20 protein-coding genes and 1 tRNA gene are annotated in these 20023 nt (G+C 70.5%); 7 read left to right on the forward strand and 14 right to left on the reverse strand.

The genetic code is table 11. The features are described 5' to 3' along the window. Positions 1 to 33: 33 nt before the first annotated feature. The 3 genes from ACFYYJ_RS39945 to ACFYYJ_RS39955 form a co-directional block, all read right to left on the reverse strand. Entirely contained in the window at positions 34 to 1950 is a 1917-nt protein-coding gene (locus ACFYYJ_RS39945; protein ID WP_389139626.1) for a peroxidase, read from the reverse strand. Positions 1951 to 2232: 282 nt separating this feature from the next. Then, the gene (locus tag ACFYYJ_RS39950) at positions 2233 to 2964 is read right to left on the reverse strand and encodes a hypothetical protein (RefSeq protein WP_385123495.1); all 732 of its coding nucleotides are present in this window, start codon (positions 2962 to 2964) and stop codon (positions 2233 to 2235) included. 1211 nt (positions 2965 to 4175) lie between these two features. Next, positions 4176 to 6104 carry a helix-turn-helix domain-containing protein gene (locus ACFYYJ_RS39955; protein WP_389139628.1) on the reverse strand — a complete coding sequence of 643 codons (1929 nt, stop codon included), beginning with the start codon at positions 6102 to 6104 and terminating at the stop codon, positions 4176 to 4178. 613 nt (positions 6105 to 6717) lie between these two features. On the opposite strand from ACFYYJ_RS39955, the gene ACFYYJ_RS39960 reads away from it, so the two are divergent. Together ACFYYJ_RS39960 and ACFYYJ_RS39965 are read left to right on the forward strand one after the other, a co-directional pair. Further along, complete coding sequence (locus ACFYYJ_RS39960; RefSeq protein WP_389139631.1) at positions 6718 to 7218, forward strand: helix-turn-helix domain-containing protein; 501 nt, start codon at positions 6718 to 6720, stop codon at positions 7216 to 7218. Positions 7219 to 7221: 3 nt separating this feature from the next. After that, the gene (locus ACFYYJ_RS39965) at positions 7222 to 7983 is read left to right on the forward strand and encodes a hypothetical protein (RefSeq protein ID WP_385365077.1); all 762 of its coding nucleotides are present in this window, start codon (positions 7222 to 7224) and stop codon (positions 7981 to 7983) included. Positions 7984 to 8364: 381 nt separating this feature from the next. On the opposite strand, the gene ACFYYJ_RS39970 is transcribed toward ACFYYJ_RS39965, so the two are convergent. The 5 genes from ACFYYJ_RS39970 to ACFYYJ_RS39990 form a co-directional block, all read right to left on the reverse strand. Then, positions 8365 to 8526, reverse strand: coding sequence for a hypothetical protein (locus ACFYYJ_RS39970; RefSeq protein ID WP_389139633.1), 162 nt, complete (start codon positions 8524 to 8526; stop codon positions 8365 to 8367). A 319-nt stretch (positions 8527 to 8845) separates the two neighbouring features. Next, complete coding sequence (locus ACFYYJ_RS39975) at positions 8846 to 9811, reverse strand: helix-turn-helix domain-containing protein (RefSeq protein ID WP_389139635.1); 966 nt, start codon at positions 9809 to 9811, stop codon at positions 8846 to 8848. A gap of 308 nt (positions 9812 to 10119) precedes the next feature. After that, positions 10120 to 10455 carry a CPCC family cysteine-rich protein gene (locus ACFYYJ_RS39980; RefSeq protein ID WP_389139693.1) on the reverse strand — a complete coding sequence of 112 codons (336 nt, stop codon included), beginning with the start codon at positions 10453 to 10455 and terminating at the stop codon, positions 10120 to 10122. Positions 10456 to 10621: 166 nt separating this feature from the next. Then, on the reverse strand, positions 10622 to 10993 hold the full coding sequence (locus ACFYYJ_RS39985; RefSeq protein WP_389139637.1) for a hypothetical protein: 372 nt from the start codon (positions 10991 to 10993) through the stop codon (positions 10622 to 10624). Positions 10994 to 11115: 122 nt separating this feature from the next. Then, the gene (locus ACFYYJ_RS39990; RefSeq protein WP_385365073.1) at positions 11116 to 11631 is read right to left on the reverse strand and encodes a hypothetical protein; all 516 of its coding nucleotides are present in this window, start codon (positions 11629 to 11631) and stop codon (positions 11116 to 11118) included. 253 nt (positions 11632 to 11884) lie between these two features. On the opposite strand from ACFYYJ_RS39990, the gene ACFYYJ_RS39995 reads away from it, so the two are divergent. Continuing rightward, positions 11885 to 12004 (forward strand) — tRNA-Gly (locus tag ACFYYJ_RS39995). Positions 12005 to 12146: 142 nt separating this feature from the next. Here the strand turns inward: ACFYYJ_RS39995 and ACFYYJ_RS40000 are convergent. From ACFYYJ_RS40000 to ACFYYJ_RS40010, 3 genes are all read right to left on the reverse strand, one after another. After that, complete coding sequence (locus tag ACFYYJ_RS40000) at positions 12147 to 12803, reverse strand: maleylpyruvate isomerase N-terminal domain-containing protein (RefSeq protein WP_389139639.1); 657 nt, start codon at positions 12801 to 12803, stop codon at positions 12147 to 12149. Between the two features lie 173 nt (positions 12804 to 12976). Continuing rightward, positions 12977 to 13273: a hypothetical protein gene (locus tag ACFYYJ_RS40005; RefSeq protein WP_385123473.1), complete on the reverse strand. Its 297-nt coding sequence runs from the start codon at positions 13271 to 13273 to the stop codon at positions 12977 to 12979. Positions 13274 to 13402: 129 nt separating this feature from the next. Continuing rightward, positions 13403 to 13858 (reverse strand): hypothetical protein, encoded by a 456-nt coding sequence (locus ACFYYJ_RS40010; RefSeq protein WP_389139642.1) that lies wholly within the window; start codon positions 13856 to 13858, stop codon positions 13403 to 13405. A 545-nt stretch (positions 13859 to 14403) separates the two neighbouring features. Between ACFYYJ_RS40010 and ACFYYJ_RS40015 the strand changes: the two genes are divergently transcribed. Continuing rightward, the gene (locus ACFYYJ_RS40015; protein ID WP_389139644.1) at positions 14404 to 14670 is read left to right on the forward strand and encodes a hypothetical protein; all 267 of its coding nucleotides are present in this window, start codon (positions 14404 to 14406) and stop codon (positions 14668 to 14670) included. A 79-nt stretch (positions 14671 to 14749) separates the two neighbouring features. On the opposite strand, the gene ACFYYJ_RS40020 is transcribed toward ACFYYJ_RS40015, so the two are convergent. After that, positions 14750 to 15307, reverse strand: coding sequence for a TetR/AcrR family transcriptional regulator (locus ACFYYJ_RS40020; protein WP_389139646.1), 558 nt, complete (start codon positions 15305 to 15307; stop codon positions 14750 to 14752). 128 nt (positions 15308 to 15435) lie between these two features. Between ACFYYJ_RS40020 and ACFYYJ_RS40025 the strand changes: the two genes are divergently transcribed. After that, entirely contained in the window at positions 15436 to 16089 is a 654-nt protein-coding gene (locus tag ACFYYJ_RS40025) for an FMN-dependent NADH-azoreductase (RefSeq protein WP_389139648.1), read from the forward strand. Further along, on the forward strand, positions 16086 to 16409 hold the full coding sequence (locus ACFYYJ_RS40030) for a DMT family transporter (protein ID WP_385123460.1): 324 nt from the start codon (positions 16086 to 16088) through the stop codon (positions 16407 to 16409). Before ACFYYJ_RS40025 ends, ACFYYJ_RS40030 begins: the two co-directional genes overlap by 4 nt. Before the next feature lie 81 nt (positions 16410 to 16490). Here the strand turns inward: ACFYYJ_RS40030 and ACFYYJ_RS40035 are convergent, their stop codons facing one another. Then, a complete protein-coding gene (locus ACFYYJ_RS40035; RefSeq protein ID WP_389139650.1) occupies positions 16491 to 17582 on the reverse strand; it encodes a hypothetical protein in 1092 nt (363 codons plus the stop codon). A gap of 157 nt (positions 17583 to 17739) precedes the next feature. Further along, positions 17740 to 18351, reverse strand: a complete 612-nt coding sequence (locus ACFYYJ_RS40040) for a TetR/AcrR family transcriptional regulator (protein WP_389139652.1) — start codon at positions 18349 to 18351, stop codon at positions 17740 to 17742. Positions 18352 to 18469: 118 nt separating this feature from the next. Between ACFYYJ_RS40040 and ACFYYJ_RS40045 the strand changes: the two genes are divergently transcribed. Beyond that, positions 18470 to 19924, forward strand: a complete 1455-nt coding sequence (locus ACFYYJ_RS40045; RefSeq protein WP_389139654.1) for an amidase — start codon at positions 18470 to 18472, stop codon at positions 19922 to 19924. Positions 19925 to 20023: the final 99 nt, after the last annotated feature.

Raw genomic sequence — 20023 nt, forward strand, 5'->3', positions numbered from 1 at the left:
CGAACGGCGGGACGATTCGAGTCGGGCGTCTCCTCAGGACGACGGCCCGGACACCCTCCACACGGGACTGCCGTTCCGGAGGATGACGGCGTCCCCCGACGGACGGATCAGGAGGCGGGCGCCCGGTGCGCCGGCTGTACCGGAGGACCAGAGCGGCTTGCCGGCGGCATCGCGCACGCTGAGTTCGCCGTTCGCGGCGAACAGGGCGTCGACGCCGGGCCCGGTCGTCGTGGCGGTCCACAGCGTCCGCCCGTCCTCCGCCTGGAGCGTCAGTCCACCGGCGGCATCGAAGCGCAGGCGTACCGGACCCGCGTCCAGACTGTCGCCGGGGCGCAGGACCGTACCCGGATGCACCTCGATGGCGTTGTCGAGCGAGCCTTCCGCCAGCTCCCGGAGCGTGGGGATCGACGGCGTGAAGGCGTACAGGGCCCCCTCCGTGCGCACGAAGTTCTGGAAGTCGAGGGTCGTGGCGCGGCTGCCCGTGGGAGCGGCGGACTCGAAGCAGACGGGGGAGGCGGGCCCGATGACCGTGTCGGAGCCCGGCTGCGGGTGCCGTGCGGGCGGGAAGTCCGTGCTGTTGCACCACTTGCGGGCGATGAACTCGAACTGCTCGACGAGGTCGGCCTGGTAGCTCACGAAGACCAGTCCTCGGTCGGCGGGCCTGGAACCCTCTCGGTGCGCCGGGCCGTAGGGGATGCCCCGCCGGATGATGCGGCGGTTGTCGAGCGCCGAGGCCGGCAGGGGCGGTCGTCCGGGGGCCGTGACCAGTCCGCCGCGCGGACTGGCCTTGCGGATGTGCGCGAAAAGGGGTGTGGTCCACCCTTGGGGGTCGTCGTGGAAGTCGAAGTCGTTCCCCGGGTCCGCCCCGGGCGGTACGGCCTTCTCCGCCATCGGACAGGTGGCGACGGGGGCACCACCCGGCCAGCGACCGACGAAGCGTGCGGCGAGCCACTGGGGAGTCGCGTCGGCCGGAGCCGCCCCCGACTTCTGGAGCTCCTTCAGCAGGACACCGGCCTGCTCCCACCAGCCCGGAACGTCCTGGGCGAGGCGCCGGATCACCTGGAACGAACCGCCGGTGGCCCAGACGGGCAGCCCGGCGGGGCGCTGTCCCACCCGCTGCTGCCCGACGATGAACTCACCGGCGGGGATCAGGCGGGTGCCGGGCTTGCCCTGCACATCCGTGCCGGTCGCGTCCGCGCTGTGGAATCCCCGTACGCCGGGCTGACTGATGGCATCGAGGAACCCGAAGTGCTCGTGGCCGTGCATGGCCCCTGGCAGCGTGGCCGCGTCCTGCTGGAAGACGACGTCGGCACCGGCGCGCAGCAGCGATTCCCGGTGCCGGCCGATGGCCTCCTGGAGCTGCCCGGGCTTGTCGGAGGCGAGGGTGAGCACGGCGTGCACGCTGTCCGCCGCCGCCCCGAACCGCCAGGAATCGGGGGCGCTGGGGCCGGTGTCGCCGAGCTGCCCGGCGCGCGCTCCCGGGCCGTCGCAGAAGGCCTCGGCGGTGCCCCCGGGCGGGACGGCCGGGAAGGGGTCCTGCTGGGCGAGGTGCCCGAGCCCGGCGTGGGTGAGGCTGATGCCCGTCCAGAGCGCGGCCATGGTGGTGGGATCGACGCCGTTGCGGAGCTGACGCGCACGATGGAACTGCTCGTTGAACCGGGCCACCTGCTCCGTGGTGGACAGTTCGGGCAGCAGATCGCCCAGCCAACGGCGCGCCTTGGCGAAACGCCCGAACCGGATGAAGAGGAGGCATGCGTGGTCCTTGCGGAAGCCGGCGAGGACGTCGCCCTGCGTGGTGGTGTCCGACCGCAGGGGCAGTGCCTCGCCCGTGGCCCCGGGGCGGGGAGCGGCGGTGGCTCCCGCGGCAGGGATCACGGAGCCGTTCCCGACCGCCAGCGCGGCCGCGGCGCAGCCTCCGGCTTGGACGACGGTCCGGCGGGTGAACAGCATCGATCCTCCGAGACGCAAAGGGTGCATGAGCCAACGACCCCTGACCCTTGACGAGGGCCGCTGCGAGTAGGCGGCACCGCACCGGTGGACGGCTTCAGAATCACCCGCCCGCGACATCCGAGGACTCCACTCGGGCGGCGGACGCCTTCGACCGCCGCGGCCTGCGAACGCCCGGACCGGCGTTGCCGCCACCGACCGAGCGGGCGCCGGGTGACGCGTCACCGCGCGACACCCGGGCGGCCGTCGGTACGAGTGGCCGACCGTGACGTCGGCCGCCGGTCGTCAGGCCGGGGCGTCCCATGCGGTCATCAGGCCGTCCAGCCACGCGGGCGGCAACTCCGCCGCGTTCCACTCCGCCCGCAGCGCCGCCGGCACGGCGAGGAGCCGCTCCAGCACGGCGATGCTCGTGACGGAGTGGAGGAGCGAATAGCGGCCGTGCACGGTGATGGTGCTCCCCGGTCCGAACGCGTCGAAGAGCCGTGTCAGCCGTGTGCCGTGGACCGCGGTGAACTCCGTCAACCGTCCCGGGTACCCGGCCCGCTCCCGCGGGGTCATGGTGGCGAGGACGGCGACGAGCACCTCCTCGGTCACCTCCGGATCCAGGTCGGAGGCCTCGGTGAACGACAGGTACAGCGGTGTGAGAGCCACCCGCGCCCGTTCCACCTCCATGCGGCGGACCCGCTGACGCTCCCCCACGGGGCCCGGCTCCGCGGCCGCCCCCACGGCCCGGACCAGGGACCGCTCGGCAACGGCGCCCAGACCCTTCAGGATCTCCTCCGCACCGTCGAGCCGGCCCGCCCCGTACGCGCCGTCCCCGTGCACGGGCGCGCTGCGGGCGCCGCCGCTGAGTTCCGCGTGCGCGAGGGCCAGCGCACCAGCCTCGATCAGCCCGATCAGTTGCCACGCGTCGGCGGGGGTGACTCCCGCCCGTGCGAGGAGCTGTACCAGCGTCGTCCTCGCGTTGTCGGTACTGACCTCGTCCGGCCAGTGGCGTCCCTCATCGGCCGCTCCCATCAAAGCCTCCACTTCTCCACCCGTACGGTGCGCGCCACTCCCTCGTCCTCTGCAATGATCAACGTACGTTGGCCGACCCGTGCTCCCGGACGCGTTCGGCGGGACGGTAACAGGTGGGCCGGCCATGGTTTCCCGACGGGGACTTCGAGCGGCCGTGTCCGGCTGCGGGGACCGGCCAGGGAAGCGGCGACGTACTGCGATCGCGTCCCCGGGCTCGTCGGCCGAAGGTCGCCGTGTGTGGGTCGCCGCGTGTGGGTCGCTGTGTGCGGGTCGGGGCAAAGGCCTGGTTCACACGGGTGGCGGGTGATCCGGTGGAAGTGGTTTCGACCACTTCCACCGGCACCCGCCTACCGGTGTTCACGACGACCAGGTCGCCGCAAGCTTCGCCGTCGCCCTCTTCCGGGCCCGCTCCCGTGCCGTACACCCCCGTGGTCCGGCACTGCGCGACTTCTCGTTCTCCGGTCGTCTGGACCTCGGAATGCGGGTCTGGCCTTGCTTGCACCGACAACGCTATGCATTCACAGAAAGAGCCACCACTGCACGGGTGCACAAACCAAGCGGTATGACCTTTGGGTTCTGCACCACTCGCGGAGCGCGTGCCACAGAGATGCACATGACGCGGCTTCGGCTTTGCGGAACTGCACATCGCCGCTCTTTCCGTCACACCACGCGGTGCACCTCTCCGCTTTCGGCCACGTACCCGAATTCGCGACCCACTGAAACACGAGAGGGTGCGGGAAATCCCGGGGCGCCGCCTTTTTACGGTCATCTAGAGGCGATTTTCAGCCACACGGAGATCCCCTGCCCACGCCAGGCTGACTGCAGCCACAGCCCAGCGACCGCGGGTGCGGCTCACATCATGGCCGAATATCACCGAACCCTTCGCCACATCTTCACGTCGACGAGGAGAATGGTCGAGGCGTCCACACATCCTCCACGCCGGAAGCGCGCGGAGCCCACTCAAGATGAAATCGACTGCTTTTCGAACGATCGACAGAAAGGCCCTATCGGGCAGGCGCGCATGCCCGCACCACCTCTACGGTGCGGTGATTTCGAAGAAATCTCCTGCGCCTCTTCCGAACCATTGACCCGCGTCATCCCGGGCCTGCGGAAAGGATCGATATCCGAGCCGTGTCAGGCTCAGCTGAGCACCACCCGGCCCGGGGCGTGATCTCGTGGACCCGCCTGCTCCGGACCGTACGGCTCTCGACTCAGGCGGCCGCGCACAGTTCGCGGGATGCCTCTGGGAGTTGGGGCGCACCCGTCATCAGGTGCAGCGCGAACAGCAGGTCGCGCATGCCGGTCAGCGAGGACAGGTCACGGGACAAGTGTCCCTCCAGCGCCTTGATGTGTGAGCGCACCGTTGCCTCCGACAGGCCCAGTTCGCGCGCGGTCGTCTCCAGGTGCGCGTCGGACGTGAGCCAGACCGTCGCCGTGGTGAGCAGCCCCCGCCTGTCCTCCCCGGCAGACCTGAGCAGCGTCTCGGCCCAGGCCCGGATCTGCGGCCCGTGGAGCAGCCCACGGAGTGTGGGCGCATCGGCTTCCGGGCACCCGGAGGGGGGCTCGGGCAGCTCCCGATGGGTGACGAGTTCGAGCGCCAGGCCGACGGTGACGCGGTCGGCCAGGGCCGCGAAGTCCATGTGCAGCAGTTCGGCGGCGCGTGCCACCCGCCGCGTGACGGTGTTGCGGTGCAGGTCCAGACGCCGGGCGGCCACGGTGTAGGGGTAGGCGAGAGCGGTGGGAAGGGTCTCACGCAGCAGCTCCCACTGCGCTTCGGTCTCCATGAGGGGATGCAGGAGTCGGCGGGCCCACACCTGCGCGTCATGCGCCGGGAGCAGGCTGACCAGGTCGGTGTCCTGCACCGAGAGGGCCACCGAGTCCGGCTGGTGCAGGGCGAACCGCTGGGCGGTGGTCGCTTCGTGGAGGGCGTGGGCGAGCAGGGACATGGAGTAGACCCCGCTGCCGCCCAGCGATGCCCCGGCACCGACCGCGGAGACCAGATGGGTGAGTGCGAGGGCCACCCTGTCGTCCGCCTCCCCGCCCCGGATCGGGTGGATCACCAGGATCCGGTCGTGGCGGCGCCAGTCCGCGACGACCAGGGCTCGGCTGCCCGTAATGGATTCACAGCGGCTGATTGCGGCGTCGCGTCGGGCGGGCGAGGTCTCGACGACGAAGACACGGGCCGTCTCGGGGTCGAGCAGCCCCGGCGCGAGGTTCCTCATGACCCGGCGGGCCTTGGAGACCTCGCCGTCCAGCAGGAGCTCCACCGCGGCGTTGCGCGCGGCCCGGGAGGCGTCCGATGCCGCCCGGTATTCGCGGCGCGCCTGGTCCACCAGCCCCAGGAGCTTGGCGGCATGGCGCAACAGTCGCAGATCGGCGTCGTCGAAGGGCGTACGACGGGCCACGGCGAGGACGGTGTCCGCGGCGGAGGACGGCCCCAGGGAGATGAGCTGGGTGTGCGGACCCGACCGGGCGTCAGGAGCGTTGCCGTCCACGGACTGGCGGATGATGGCCTGCGCGAGTTCCTCCGCGGCCGTGGCCGGCGATGCGACCAGGACGCGGTCGGGTTCGCTGACCATCACCTGGACGTCGAGGGCCCGGGCGAGCCAGTCGGCGATGCGCTGCATGGCCCGCTGGTCGGCGAGCTGCGCGGGCAGTTCCTGTACGAGTGAGGCGAGTTGGGCGGCCCGGCGCTCGGCGAACATGAGCCGGAACTGCTGGATGCCTTCGTGTACCCCCTGCCACCGTTCCACCGGCGCGGTGGTGGCGAGGAGGGGGATGCCGAGCCTCTCGGCCAGGTCGACGATGGACTGGGGGTACGGCTGACGGGAGCTGGGCTGGGCGCTGACGATCAGTCCGGCGCTGCGATGGCGGCTCATGCACTGGAGCAGCGCTTCGAGCACCGTGGTGATGCGGCCGCGCAGTCGGAAGGGGACCGAGCCCGTGATCAGGACCACGACGCCATCGGCCAGGGTGGCCGGTACCCCTTCTTCCAGGAGCTTCTCCGGGGTCACGGAGAAGACGCCCGTCACCTCTGCCGCCTGGGCGGCGGCGCCGCACTGGCTGACGAGTGTCAGTTCGAGTTCGGGGTTGCGGGAGGGCAGTGTGCCCAGGGTGGGCAGTGCGCCCAGGGTTGGCATCGCGCGCTCCTCTAAGCCGTCCGGAAGTTGTCGCCCACGGGGTGCCCGTGCCGCCTGCGAGGACGGCATCGGCACCCCGGTCACGACCTCACGCCCGATCTCCTGCCGGCACGGAGCGCCCGTACGGAAGCGGCATCGCGCCCGCGCGACGCACTGCGCGCGAAGGGCGTGCGGGCGTGCGGGGCGGCAGCTGGAACGCCACCGCCGAAGGACGCGCCTCCCGCGCCACGGCTGCCGGCGTGCGGCCGTCGGCCCTGGATGCCAACTGCGGACTCAACTCTCCCCCTGTGTGGTGCAGCACCGAGCAGGCAGGCGCGAACTGCCGGATGTACGGCCGCTTCCGGCCGGTCTCTCCGCCGTGTCCGACCTGCCGGGCCGCCACGGATCGAGGGCCACCGTGGCAGCTCGATATTCCCTGCTCGCAGGCCTGACAGCCTGTACACACACATGGGTGCGTAAGGTTGCGTTCCTGATCGGGATCCTGCCTTGCACACCCAACCGTGTCAACTAAAGTACACAAGCACAGGGCAGGCAGAGCGAAAGACCGGTACGTGGTTGTGTGCATTCATCAGCGGGACCTCCTGGGGGCCGTGAACGGCACCTTGCGCCCGAGGTGAGCAACAGCCGTCTGTCGATCGCGGACAAACTCAAGGCCCTCATGGGCGGCCGGCGAGGCCGTGCCCGTGGCCACACATCGCGGTCGCTCTCGAAGTCCGTCGACGCCCTGCCCGGCGACCATCCGTCCGTTTCCTTCGCCGCCATCGCCAAGATCGCCAACGGCTCCCAGGACAACCCGACCGTCGGCACGCTCCTGGCCCTGTGCGAAGCTCTGGGCGTCCCACCCGCTCACCTGCTCCCGCACGGCGCCTATGACGATCTTGAGGCGCTCGAGGCATTCGAGGACCCTCTCGCGCGACATGTCCTGGTACTACTGAGCGGTCTCCCGCAAAGTGAGCTGGCGGGCGTCATCACGGACTTGGAACGGCGGAGGGCCCACCTCGGTCTGGACCCGGATCCGCGCAGTGCGGCCGAGGCGCCGCCGAGCAAGCTCCGACGACGGCGGAGCACGGACGAGGCCGCGCGGTATGCGGCTGATTCACTGGAAGGGCTGTAGGCAGTGGACGGCATAGTCTTCGGGACGTGCACGGTGGCCGGCTTGCTGGTCACCGTGCTCTGCACGCGGCGGGCCCTGGGGAATCCGCGGATCTCCACATGGGCCATTGCCACGGCGTTCGGTGTGTGCACCGTGGGCGTCCTGTGCGCCGTCCCCGTGGTCGCCCAGGCCGCACAGGACGTCACCGGCGTCGCCAACTTCGGCAAACTCGTGGCCCACGTCTGCGCGATCCTGTGGTGCGCCGCGCTGCAGATCACCATGGTGGACCTGGCCTACCGCCCCGAGTACGTGAGGTCGGCGATCTTCCAGCGCGGCTTCGCCGCCGTGGTCGAGCTGGCGATCATGGTGCCGCTCTTCCTGGCGACGAACGCACCGGACGTCGAGTTCACCACCGCCTACGTCGACAACCCGAAGATCGCGGCCTATCTGCTGCTCTACCTCTCCTACGTCATGATCACCTGCGGGGAGTTGGCGTTCATGTGCGGCAGGACGGCACGACGCAACTGGGGGATCCGTCCCTGGAGCGGCGCCGGCTTCTCCTTGTCGGCCATGGCGGCCGCCCTCGGACTGGCGTACGCGCTGACCAAGGGCAGCTACATCATCTTCTTCACCCTCGACAGCCCGTGGTCGCTGAGGGCCGAGGAGTTCATCAGCCCGACCCTGAGCGGCCTGTCGGTGCTCTTCCTCTTCGCGGGCCTGACGCTCCCCATGGTCGGCACCCTGCGTGAACGACTCCGCCAGAAGAAGGCGTTGGCCGCGGGCTAGGTCGTCTCTTCCGGATCTTGTCTGCCCCTCCCCCAGCCCCAGGGGGCTGGGAGGTGCCCCCTGCCGCCCGGCACCGCACCTCGCCGCGCCGGCGGGACACCCGAGTACGTCCAGTACAAGGGCGCCCCGCCAACGCGCCGATGCACGACACCGAACGACACGGGCTTGACCGGCAAGATCCGAAAGAAACGACGTAGCGCCCGTCCGGCCCCGACCATCGGCCGGACGGTTTCGGAATCCGGACCGGCCGTCCGCCGACGCAGAGCGGCAGCTCACGACACGCTGACTTGGGGCCCCGAAGCAGAGGAGAGCCCCGTGGGCAAGGTCGTCATGTACGGCTCGGTGTCGGTGGACGGATGTCGGCGAACGAAGCCAGCCAGTTCAGCAGTTCGGCACGCAGCGACCGCGCCCCGCCCGGCGCTCCCAGCCGCTCTCGGCAAGGGTGCGCGGATCGCCGAGATGGTGAGCGAGGACCAGCGCCGCCGGGGCGGTCGCCGGAAACACCCGCTCCTGATCGAGGAGCAGCCGGTACAGATCCCCCACCGCCCGCACCCGGCGCGCCGGGTCGGCGGCGAGCGCAGCAGTGCGGCAGCTCCTCCCAGGCGGTGCCGGCGAGTTCCGTCAGTGCTGTGGGCGGCCGGGAACCCGCCGAAGCGCCCGGGCGGTCTTGGCGGTCTTGGTGAGCTGGGCGGTCTGCGGATGTCTCGTCGATCACGGGGCGCAGTGTTCCACCCGCCACGAGCGGCGCCGGTCCCTGCCCCACACCGCAGAGGGCCAACGGGCATTCGCTGCCCGAGGCGGAGCTTCCTCAGCACTCTTGGCGAGCCTGGTGCGCGTCGGGTGTCGGCTTTCCGTGCTCTGACTACCGCGGGGCGGCCTGCGAGAGCGCACGATGTTCGGTGGGGGTGATTCCGTACGCGTCGCGGAAGGCCCGGCTGAACCCGGTGGCGCTGGCGAAGCCCCAGCGATGCGCGATCGCTTGAACGGGCCAGCCCCTCAGTTCCCCGCACGCGAGGTCGGCGTGGGCGCGTTCGAGCCGCCGTTGACGGATGCGTGCCGCGACGGTCAGGGGCTGGTCGCCGAAGAGGACGTGCAGACGACGCACGGACATGTTGTGCCGATCGGCGATCGTCTGAGGAGTCAGACCCAGGTCGCCGAGATTGTTCTCGATGAAGCGGTAGACCCGCTGCAGTGTCTCCTGTGCCCGGGCCTCGGCAGGCGCCTGGCCGAGGTCGCCGAGCTGCCGGGCGAGGAACGCGGTGGCCAGGTCCAGGGTGACGGCCCCCATCGCGTGCAGCTCTTCCGGGGAACAGTGCGGGCCGCGCGTGACCAACGACTTGAGGAAGTCGGCGAGGATCGCCCCCGACCCGACGTCTGCGGCCAAGCTCCGCGCCAGAAGGCGGTCCACCCGGTCCGCGCCGAGTGCCAGGGCCTGACGAGGAATCTGCATGACCAGCGCCCCGCTCTGCCCGCCCTTGAACGCCCCCTCGCTCGGTCGCGAGGTGTCCGTCAGCACAAGGCCTCCCACGACCACCGAGTCATTGCCTCGCTGCGAGATCCTGAAGGAGCCCTGCGTGATGAGGGCCAGCTGCATGTTCTCGGGATCGCCGCGCCGGACATGAGCCGGGCTACGGTGGGAGAAGACCGGTGAGCAGACGAAAGAAGAGAGCTGCGCGACACCCAGGTCCATGGACATGACGCTCGCCTGGAAGTCGTCCGCATGCCGGGTGTTGAGTGCGATGGGCATCACATCACTTGACACCGTGTCGCAAAACCAATCAAATCTGTCCTTTCGCTCGAGAGAATCCGACGTAACCCGCAACACCATGTGGTCCCCCACGACTCGACGTGGCAGCCGTCCAGTCCTCTACCGGTTGTCACACAGTCGTGCTCCACCCCCCACGGCCACGTGATCGATTATCAGACACGAACAGGTCTGAGCCTTGGACGGTGCATGTGAGAACCGCGGTGGACCATCAAGGCCGGAACGATGAAGGTGAACGGGCGACCGAGCCGGGCGTCACTCAGAATGCCGACAGGGCATCCACGCTCACGGCGAGATGGCGTTCCCGTACGGAAGCCGGCCGTCCGCCGGAGTCGGCTCGCGCCGGGAGCACCCCCTGCATCGGACTGGTTTCACTTGTCCGACGGTTCACCGGTCTCGGGCAGGAATTGCCTTGCCGCATGCCACCACGCGCCCATGCCGCCATGGGCCATCGATTGCCGGTCTTCGGATCGAGCACCAGCCGCGTATTGCGCGTACACAAGGCGGGCGGCGGTCAAGCTCTCCGATCCGTTCGGCCCGTACCAGACCTCATCGGCATTCAGGTCGTCCTGCCCGTCGTCTTCCCAACCGCACTCCACGCAGATGTCCCACGCGCACCGGGCATCGAGTGTCAAAAATTGGCAACACGGGCATGCGTAGGGCCCACCTCCCGGTGGGCACGCTTCTCGCAACTCGCGCGGCGTCATCACATGGTCAGTATGCGCTCTCGCTTCGAGGCCACGATCAGAAAACGGCTGGGTGCTGTCTCATTGGTCGGAGTCGGATCCGGACGAGGATGCAGGCGAGGTGGAGTTCGGCCCGGCAGGAGACGTCGAGCTTGTCGGTTGGTGTGGCCAGGCCGCACCACTGCTCTCAGACAACGCGCAGTCGAGGGGCGTCAGGCTGTTCCGGCTCGACCTCTGCAACGACCGTGAGGGGAACGGAGACCGTGGTGTCGGCGGTCTCCTCCGCCCGGCGGCTCAGCTTCGACTTCAGGCTGATCAGTCCGCTCTTGACGCGCGGCGCGGCCTTGACCGCGGCGATCCCCAACACGACGCCCGCGCCGAGGATTCCCAGGGCCGCCTTGTCTCCGTCGAACAGCACGGCATGCGTAACGAGATTCTTGTCTTCGTCCCGCGCCAGCGCGCTCTTCCCGCCCGGATCGCTCGACTGCGAAAGGTACGTGTCGGAAGGGTGCTTCACCAGCATCAGTGCCCAGATCGAGTCGCCGCGGTTGACATCCATGCCGCAACTGTAGAAGCGACGCGGCACCCCGCGGACGGGAACGCAGAACTTGCCGCCCGGGTCAGCGGGCGGGTACCCGGGGGCCGGCCTGTGTCCGCTCGGTACCCGCCATGTCCACGGCCCTACTTCTGAGCGAGGTCGTAGACGGCCCGTTGGGGGTCGGTCTTGACGATGAGTCCGTCCGCGCACAGGTCGCGCAGGATCTGTCGGACTCGCTTCTCCGCTGACTGTTGGTCCCCCCACGTGTAGCCGTGGTCCTTCAGGGCCGTGATGGCGCGTTGTGGATCCCAAGTGCCTCCGATGGTGCGGATCGCCTGGGAGAGGACGTGGTGTTCAGGATGGTCCTTCTTGCGGTGGCCGTCGATGCTCGCGGGGGTGCCGCTGTAGTTGCACTCGGCACATTTCTGCCACGAACAGTCCGGATCGGCGACAGCGGCATGGCGGACGGAGTGGTGCGAGCCGTAGCCATGCGCGTGGAGCAGTTGAGCGACGGACCCGTCGTACTTGAGGGCCATGAGCGCCGCTTCGGCGATCTTGTCGTGGCCGGCGGCGAAGAACTTGCCCGGGCCGACGTCCTTCCCGCAGCCGCACCAGCACTTGCCGGTCGGGATGAGGCGGGGCTTCTCGTTGTTCTGCATGCGTCCAAGGTAGCGATCCTCGGGTGTACGTCAGGGTGTGAACCGAATGATGAGGTAAGGGAGTTGAGCCGTTGCAGCCGCGCCGCCTCCGGGGGCGTCGACCCCCCGTTGGCTCCTTTCATGGGGTGCGATTCCGGCACGACCTGTGTGGACCCGTGGCGGCGGTTGCGGACGACCGGATAAGGATTCGTCCGCAGCGGACGGGTTCTCTACTCTTGGCCGGAGCGGGAGTGCGCGCGTTTCCGCAGGCTGCGGTGCCGTGGCAGAGCGGTCCATTGCGATCGCCGTGGGCGAGGTCCCTCCCACGGCGACTGACGGAGACGGAGCGGACCTGCTCCCAACCGTCTCGCGGGTTCAAATCCCGTCGGCACCGCAGCCGACTCCACTCCGAGTGAGCTCCGGCCGGTCCCGGACGTCCTGCTGCGGCTCGGCACCCGGCGCTACGGGGACCAGGAGGCGGGGGGTGATCCTTCATTGGGGTGTGAGGACCATGATCCGCAACGGCCGGTGATGCTTCAGCCGAGCACCAGCGGCAACCTCGCTCCGAGGGCGCCCAGGGACCCACGTTCCTCCGCCGTCGGCGTGCGGCGACCGGTGCCGACCAGCAGCGCGTCCCGGTCCGAGAACGAGGCGGGAAAGGGAGCGCCGGCGATCTGCTCCAGGGCCGTCCGGGCCGCCACGAGGGTTTCGGAGGGCGGGGGCGGGGCGGATGGCAGGTACGAGATGAGGTCGAGGTGGTGCAGGGTCCATTCCAGAACGTACGCCGACAGGTAGTCGGCGACGGTCAGCACCTCGCCCTGCGTGCCGACGCGGGCCGTGCGGTCGGCGAGTACGGCGGCCCGACCGGCGGCCGAACCGACGTCGTCGAGGTGGAACTTGAGCCACCTCGGCTCCCCGTAGGCGGCCGCCAGCCGCGGGACCAGCGCGTCGAGCGGATCCTCGCCCGTCGGAGGGTCGACGAGCTTCCAGTAGGTGATCGCGTCCACCGTCGGCTCGGCGGCCCCGGCCGGGGTGACCAGGGTGATCAGGACGTCCTGTGCATCGATGACGAGGTGGCACACCAGGTCCCGCACGAGCCAGCCCGCGCAGCCGGACGGCCGTTCGAAGTCCTGATCCGGGAGCCCGGCGACCGCAGCCCGCAAGGCCGTCCATGAACGTGAGAAGTGGTCCATGACGGCACGGTAGCCCGATGGTCCGGTCACGCGCGGCTTCCGAGGTGCACCCCGCAACCGCGGCACGGCGGTCCACATCGACAGGGTGAACTCCTCGGCTTGCCGCGCCGCCAAAACACCCGGAGCTTCCGGACCGGTCGCAATGGGTACGACTTCCCGCCGGACCACGGCCCTCAGTCGGTGCCGCGCCGGGTGAAGGCCAGTGTCGTCGCCAGCGCCAGGACCGTGCCTGCGGCCATGACGCCGGAGCGGGAGCGCCAGGAAAGAACCGACCACCGGGATTCGGCGGAGAGCAGTGAGCCGAGGCTCGCCCAGGAGCCCACCGAGAGGACGGACGCGGCAGAGCCGACCGACCCGATCGACAGGAACGAACCGACGGATCCGATCGACAGCGTCGACCCGACGGATCCGATCGACAGGAACGAGTTCCGGGAGCAGAGGGACCAGCGGGAGCCACCTGTCATCGTCATGGACCGATCGTAGGCACACGGGGCCGGGGCCGCCCGCCCCCGGTGAACAGGGCGCCACGGCACTGGCCGGCACGTCTGCGGGGAACGGCCAGTGGTGGCGCTCCTCATCCACGCCCCCTCCGCACGCGTTCACGGGTAGCGCGTCGGTTCCCCAGGGCGTTCGAAGTAGAACCCGCGTGGCCCCGGGGGTTCCGCGGCGCCGTCGCACAGGCACGGCTGCCCCTCGCCCTCGACCAGGCCACCGCCGTCGAGCAGGGGTTTGCCGTCGAAGCGCCGGCCGACGGAACCGAACAGGCGTGTTCCGTGGCCGAGTCTCATCAGGCCCGCGACGACCGACCTCGGCGGGACGGGCAGTCCGCCCGACACGAGGGGGAGGATGAGGAAGAGGTTCCTTTTCTCCCGTGCGTTCGGGCCGGTCCACAGCGCGACGATCACAGCGGCATCGTCCGGCTCGGGGATGCATCCGCGGACGTAGTACGGACTCGCGATGGGAGTGCCGGTGTAGGGCCACAGGGCTGCGGCGACGGCACTCTGCGCGCGGGAGAGGCAGCCTTCGGTACAGGTCAGTCGACCCATGACGGGCATGTCCGCACCCCTCGGCAGTAGGCCGTGATGACTCCGGCCTTCCCCTTCGCCCCGGGTTCTGACCCGCCCGTACACGAGTGACATGTGAATTCACCCGGATGGCGACCCGCGCCTTGTCGAATCCGCCCTTCGGGCCGGGGACCTGCGCCTTGCCGGCTAGCCTTGATCAGAGTCCGTTCCTGGAGGGGGAGTTGGAAGAAGTGAGCCACACGCGTGACGAGGAGACGGCGCCAGTCGGGCAAGCCCCCGCGCGGTCAGGCGGCCCGGGAAGTCATCCACCCAGATGGGCCTGGTGGGTCATCGGCATCGTGATACCGGTCCTGGGCATCGGAGCCACGGTGTGGACCACCTCCGCCAAGACTCCGAGCTCCTCCCCTACCCCGGCCCGGACTCCGCGAGCCACCCCGGCGGAAGCCGCGTCACCCGGCCAGGCACCGAACCAGGCGCCCCCGGTGTCCCCTTCTCCCACGGGTGCCGTACCGGCGGTCTTCCTGGGGGTGTGGGAAGGAACCATCAGTGACGACTCCGGGGAACACCATCGGCGCATGACCATCCGGCAGGGGAAGGTCGGCGACGAGATGGTCACCACGCGCACCACCAGCAACGCGACCGGCAGCTCGATCCAGTGCAGGGGAACGGGCACCCTCGTGGCCGCCGACTCCGGCACGATCGAACTCGACACGATGGTCACCGAGAGCATCCCGAGCGGCAGGTGCAAGAGCATCGGCGAGCAGACGCTCACCCTCCTGGACGACGACCGGATCCGCTACCGGACCGGAGAGGCGACCGGGATCCTCACACGCCGGCGCTGACCTGGCGTCCACCGTCCGTGCGTCGCCGCCCCGGCGATGGCGGCGCGTCGGACCGTTCGCGAGGAGTCCACGGGTCCGTTCAGTCGGCCGAAAGCGCGCTCGCCAGCCGTCCCAGCGCCGCTTTGACCCGGTCCGGCGTCACTCCCTGCGCGCGCTGCTGGAGAAAGACCTCCGGTGCCAGCGGCGCGAGCAGGCTGTCCACCAGGGCCTCCGGGTCCGGGACGCCCGCCTCGCGCAGCAGGACGAGGACGTGGACGCGCCAGAAGCCGTACGCCCCGACGGTGAAGCGCTTCTCGCCGCTTTCGGCGCCCAGCACCAGGTGGCCGTGGGTGTCCAGCAGGTCGACCATGGCCGCGTAGAAGGCGGTGAGGCGTTCGAGGGGCGGCGCACCGGGGCCCAGTGGGGATGCGCCACGCAACAGCTCTTCTTGTAGGCGGCGTTCGTGCTCGTCGAGGAGGGCCGCCGCGATGGACGTGACGTCCGGGTAGCGGCGATAGAGCGTGCCGCGGCCGATGTCCGCCGCCCGGGCGATGTCCTCCATCGTGACCGTGCGCGGATCACCGGCGGCGAAAAGCCCGGCGGCGGCAGAGAGCACCTTGGCCCGGTTGCGGGCGGCGTCCGCGCGTTCACTCGTCACGTTCACTCGTCTCCATGGCACCTCAGCCTACCGGAATAACCGGACACCGTGTCCGGTTGAGCCTCTCGTCGGGTATAACTGGACACCGTGTCCGCTTAGTGTTCCCACCGATACCGAGGGGTCTCCTTATGAGCACGCTGCTGCACCTCGACGCGAGCGCCCGCCGTCAGTCCTTCAGCCGGGAGGCCGGCGACGCCGTCGCCACGGCCTGGCGCGCGCACCACCCCGGTGGCACCTACATCCACCGCGACCTGGCCCTGACGCCCGTCCCACAGATCGGCGAGGCATGGACCGAGCTCTGCGACTACGTCCTGGAGCACGAGATCACCGACCCCGCCCGCTACCGGGAAGCCGTACGCACTCCCGCGCAAGAGACCGCCTGGGCCGTCATCGAGCCGCTGCTGTCCGAACTCGTCGCCGCCGACGCCGTGTTGATCGCCACGCCGATGTACAACTACTCGATCCCTGCGGCCCTGAAGGCCTGGATCGACCAGGTCACCTTCCCCCGCATGTCCCTGGCCGGACGGCGCTTCGTCGTGACGTACGCCCGCGGCGGGGCGTACGGCCCGGGCACCCCGCGCCACCCGTACGACCACCAGGAGCGCTACCTGCGCGACTTCTTCGCCGGACACTTCGCGGTGCCGGAGGAGGCCATGACCTTCCTCGGCACCGAACTGGTCAACTCCCTCGTCGATCCCGCCCTCGCCGGCAGGCGCGGAGCGCACGACGCGTCCCGCGCGGCCACGCTGGAGACCGCCCGCAAGACAGGAGCATCCCTGTGAACTGGCTCCTGCTCGTCGCCGCCGGCCTGGTGGAGGTCGCCTGGTCACAGAGCATCAAACCGACGGCCGGGTTCACCCGCCCGCTGCCGACGCTGCTCTGCTTCGCGCTCGCCGCGGTCGCCGTCTATCTGCTGTCCCTGGCGATGAAAGGCCTCCCGGTCGGCACGGCGTACGCCGTCTTCACCGGGATCGGCGCGGCCGGCGCCATCACGCTGGGCGCCGTGGTCCAGAAGGACCCGGTGACCCCGGGCCGCCTCCTCGCCCTCGCCTTGATCATCGGCGGTGTGGCGCTGTCCCACGCAACCGCCCCGGCCGAGTGAGGAGCGCGGCGCGGACGCCGCTTCGTACTGCCCGCAGATGTCGGCTGTCCTGCTGTCCCGACCCGGACGTGTGGGGGCAGGTCAAGGCCGTGAGCTGTGGCCTGTGGGGTCTTCGGCGATCTCGCGCAGCCACGGGGTGCGGGCCGCCGGTAGCCGGGCGAGGGTGTCCCGGAAGACCTCCCAGTCGACCCGGAACACGTCATGGACTCTCGGCGGGGGCGGGTCTTCGCGAAGGACGTCCTTCGCGAGGGGACCCGATGCGGGGACCGACAGTTGCGGCTCGGGGAGGACCAGTCGGAGCCACACCCCGAACGGCAACGGGACCAGGTGCGCCGGAGTGGGCGGGGTCCATGCCAACCCGGTCTGCGGGTGGGACGGCACGATGAGGATGTCCGCGTCCGCGTCGCGGGCCGGGTGTCCCGGTCCGGCCAGGACGGCGTGCCGCGTCGGCGGGCCGTCCGGCAGCAGGGTGTCGAGGTCGCGTTGGAACATCGTTACGGTCAGGCCGTCCCGAACCGCCACCGCCCGGCCTTCCGAGGCCACCAGGAGGTGGGCGAGCGCCTGCCCGGCCGCCGCCACCCACTGCGGGCTCCAGTGCCACCGGTCGCTCGCCCCGAACGGCTCGCCCCACCGGGCGATCGGCTCGGACGGGGGCACGCCCGCCCCCTCGGCGAGCAGTTCCGCCCACGTCAACAGCCCGGCGTCGGCGCCTTCTACGGGAAGGCGGCGCACGGCGTCCGGGGCCAGCCGCACGGCCTGCCAGAGCGAGCAGTCGTCGACCCTGCTCGCCACGAGAAGACCGCACGCCAGGCAGGCCATGTTGGGGCCGTCACTCCCGTCGAAGCCGCAGCAGGCACCGCCGCGCTTCTCCGGGATCAGCACCGTGCCACGGGTGTCCCCCGGCGCGATGACCACCGCGGCGGCCGGGTCTTCGGACGGGGCGTGGACGGGCGCGTCGACGCCGCGGACGGCCGCGCCATCCGGATCGATCTCCTCCCACCTTCGCCGCGGCGGCCCCCAGAGCCCCGGGTCCACGGCGAACGTGCCCGGTTCCATGAGCACCGGGAGCTGAAGCCCGTTCCCGTACTTCTGACGAGCGTGGGCCGGCAGGGCGACCCGGGACAACGGGGCGGTCAACTCGGCGCCACAGCGCACGCACACGAAAACGAACAAACGTCCTCCACTCGGGAAACAGGAGCATCGTCGCAGCTCCGCGGCAGAGCCGGCCAACGTGTTTCCCATGTGCCGATCGTCCGGGCGGCGGGCGGCGGGCGCCGGGCATGCGGGCGATCCACCGGAACCCGCGCGGTTCGGAGGAGCGCAGGACCCCTCAGGCGGTCGCCGTCCCCCTGTCGAGAACGGCCTGGACCGCGGCCATGACCCTGTCCCCCGCGCGGTCGACGCTGCCGTTCTGCGCGCTCACCTGCGCGCCTTCAAGGAGGAAGGTGATCTCCGCGGAGACGTCATCGGGTGCGTGCGCGCCGGCCCGCTCGCACATGGCGGTGAGGCGGCGCCGCTGTTCGGCCTTGTGGTTCTCGATCAGCCGACGGGCCGGATGGCCGCGGTCGGGCAGGCCGGCGATGGAGTTCACGAAGGGGCAGCCCCTCCGGGCGATCTCCGGCAGCCCTTCGGCGATGAAGCGCGTCACGGCGAGCACCTGGGCTCGACCGTCGTCACGATGCCCGGCTTCGGCCAGGTCGAAGGCGGCCGCGTACCCCGCCGCGACGATCCTCAGCCACTCCTCGATCAGCGCGTCCTTGGTGGCGAAGTGACGGTAGAGAGCCATCTTCGTGGTGTTCGCGCGATCTGCGATGGCCTGGACCCCGACGGCCCTGACGCCCTCGCTGAGGAACAGTTCCTCGGCAGCGTCGAGGATGCGTTCGCGCGGGGGCAGTCGGGCCACCCGCGAGTCGCGGCCCGGTCTCGGGGGGCTGCTCGTCATGGTGTGCCTCGCTTCGGTCGCGCTTGCCGGCGTCTCGGGCCATGTTACGTTACCGATCATCCTCAAGCGATACCGATCGGTATCGTGTGGGACCGATCGGGATGAGGGGTGGAGTGCAGTGGAGCTGCACGAATACACGCAGTACGACGCCGTGGGACTGGCCGGGCTCGTGGCTCGGCGGGAGGTGACCGCGGCAGAACTGACCGACGCGGCCCAGGCCGCGATGGCGGCCGTGAATCCGCGGGTCAACGCCGTCGTGGAGAGCTGGCCCGCCGAGGACAGCCCGGTTCCGGGCAGCACCCCGCTCGCCGGGGTACCGTTCCTGATCAAGGACTTGGCCGTGTCCATGCGGGGCAAGCGCGTCGAACTGGGCAGCCGCCTCGCCGCCGGCAACGTCGCCCGGGAGGACTCGTTCCTCATGCGGCGCTTCCGCCGGGCCGGTCTGGTGACGCTCGGCCGTACGGCCACACCCGAATTCGCCTACAGCACCACCACCGAGCCGGTCCTGTACGGAGCCACCCGCAACCCGTGGGACCTCTCCCGGACACCGGGCGGCTCCAGCGGCGGTTCCGCGGCGGCCGTCGCCGCCGGGATCACTCCCCTCGCGCACGCCACCGACGCCGCCGGATCGATCCGGGTGCCGGCCGCGAGCACCGGGCTGTTCGGACTGAAGCCCACCCGCGGCCGGGTCTCCCTGGGGCCGGACGCCGACGAGGTCTTCAACGGCCTCGCGGTGCACGGCGGGCTCAGCCGGACCGTGCGGGACAGCGCGGCGCTGCTCGACCTGATCCAGGGCCCGGAGGCCGGCGACCCGTACTTCGCGGAGCGCCCCCGTCGCCCGTACGGCGAAGAGATCACCAGGGAGCCCAGCCGCCTGCGCGTCGGCCTGGTCACCACGCCCTGGGGTGGGCGCGACGTAGAACCGGCGGTGGTCGAGGGCGTCCTGGCCGCCGCCCGGCTGATGGAATCGCTCGGCCACCGGGTCGACGTGACCACCGTGGACCTCGGCGTGCCCTGGGAGGAGTTCGTACTGGCCAACGCCCGCCTGTGGTCCGCCAACCTGGTGCGCTGGATCGACGGGCTTGCCGGGGTGCTCGGACGCCCGGTGGACGAATCCACGGTCGAGGCCCACATGCTCGCGAGCTACGAGTGGGGACTCGGGGTGAGCGGTACGGAATTCGTGCACGCCCTCGACGTGCGCAACCGGGTCGCCCGCTCGATCGGCGCCCACTTCGAGACCCGGGAGGAGTTGCTGCTGACGCCCACCCTCCCCGAGGTGCCACTGCCCCTGGGCACCTACGGCCGGGGCGCCGAGGATGCCGACGGGCTGGGCTGGCTGGAGCACCTGTTCCACCGCTCGCCGTTCACCGCCGTTTTCAACGTCGCCGGCACACCTGCGATGTCGGTACCGCTCGCGTCCGACCCCGCCACCGGAATGCCGATCGGCGTACAGTTCGCCGCGGGCTACGGACGCGAAGACGTACTGTTCCGGCTCGCCGCACAGCTCGAGAAGGCCGCGCCCTGGGCGGAGCGCAGGCCCACCGTGTGGGCGGGCGCAGGCCCGTCCGCCTGATCCCCGCTCCCGATTTCGCCGGCACGTCCGCCGCGGGGCCGGACTCGGGGTCCGGCGCCCGGCGGAGCGTCACGGGTGCGGTGTGACCTGCGAAGCACG

The organism is Streptomyces sp. NPDC002467 (assembly GCF_042889825.1).
In the GTDB taxonomy this organism is placed as follows: Bacteria; Actinomycetota; Actinomycetes; order Streptomycetales; family Streptomycetaceae; genus Streptomyces.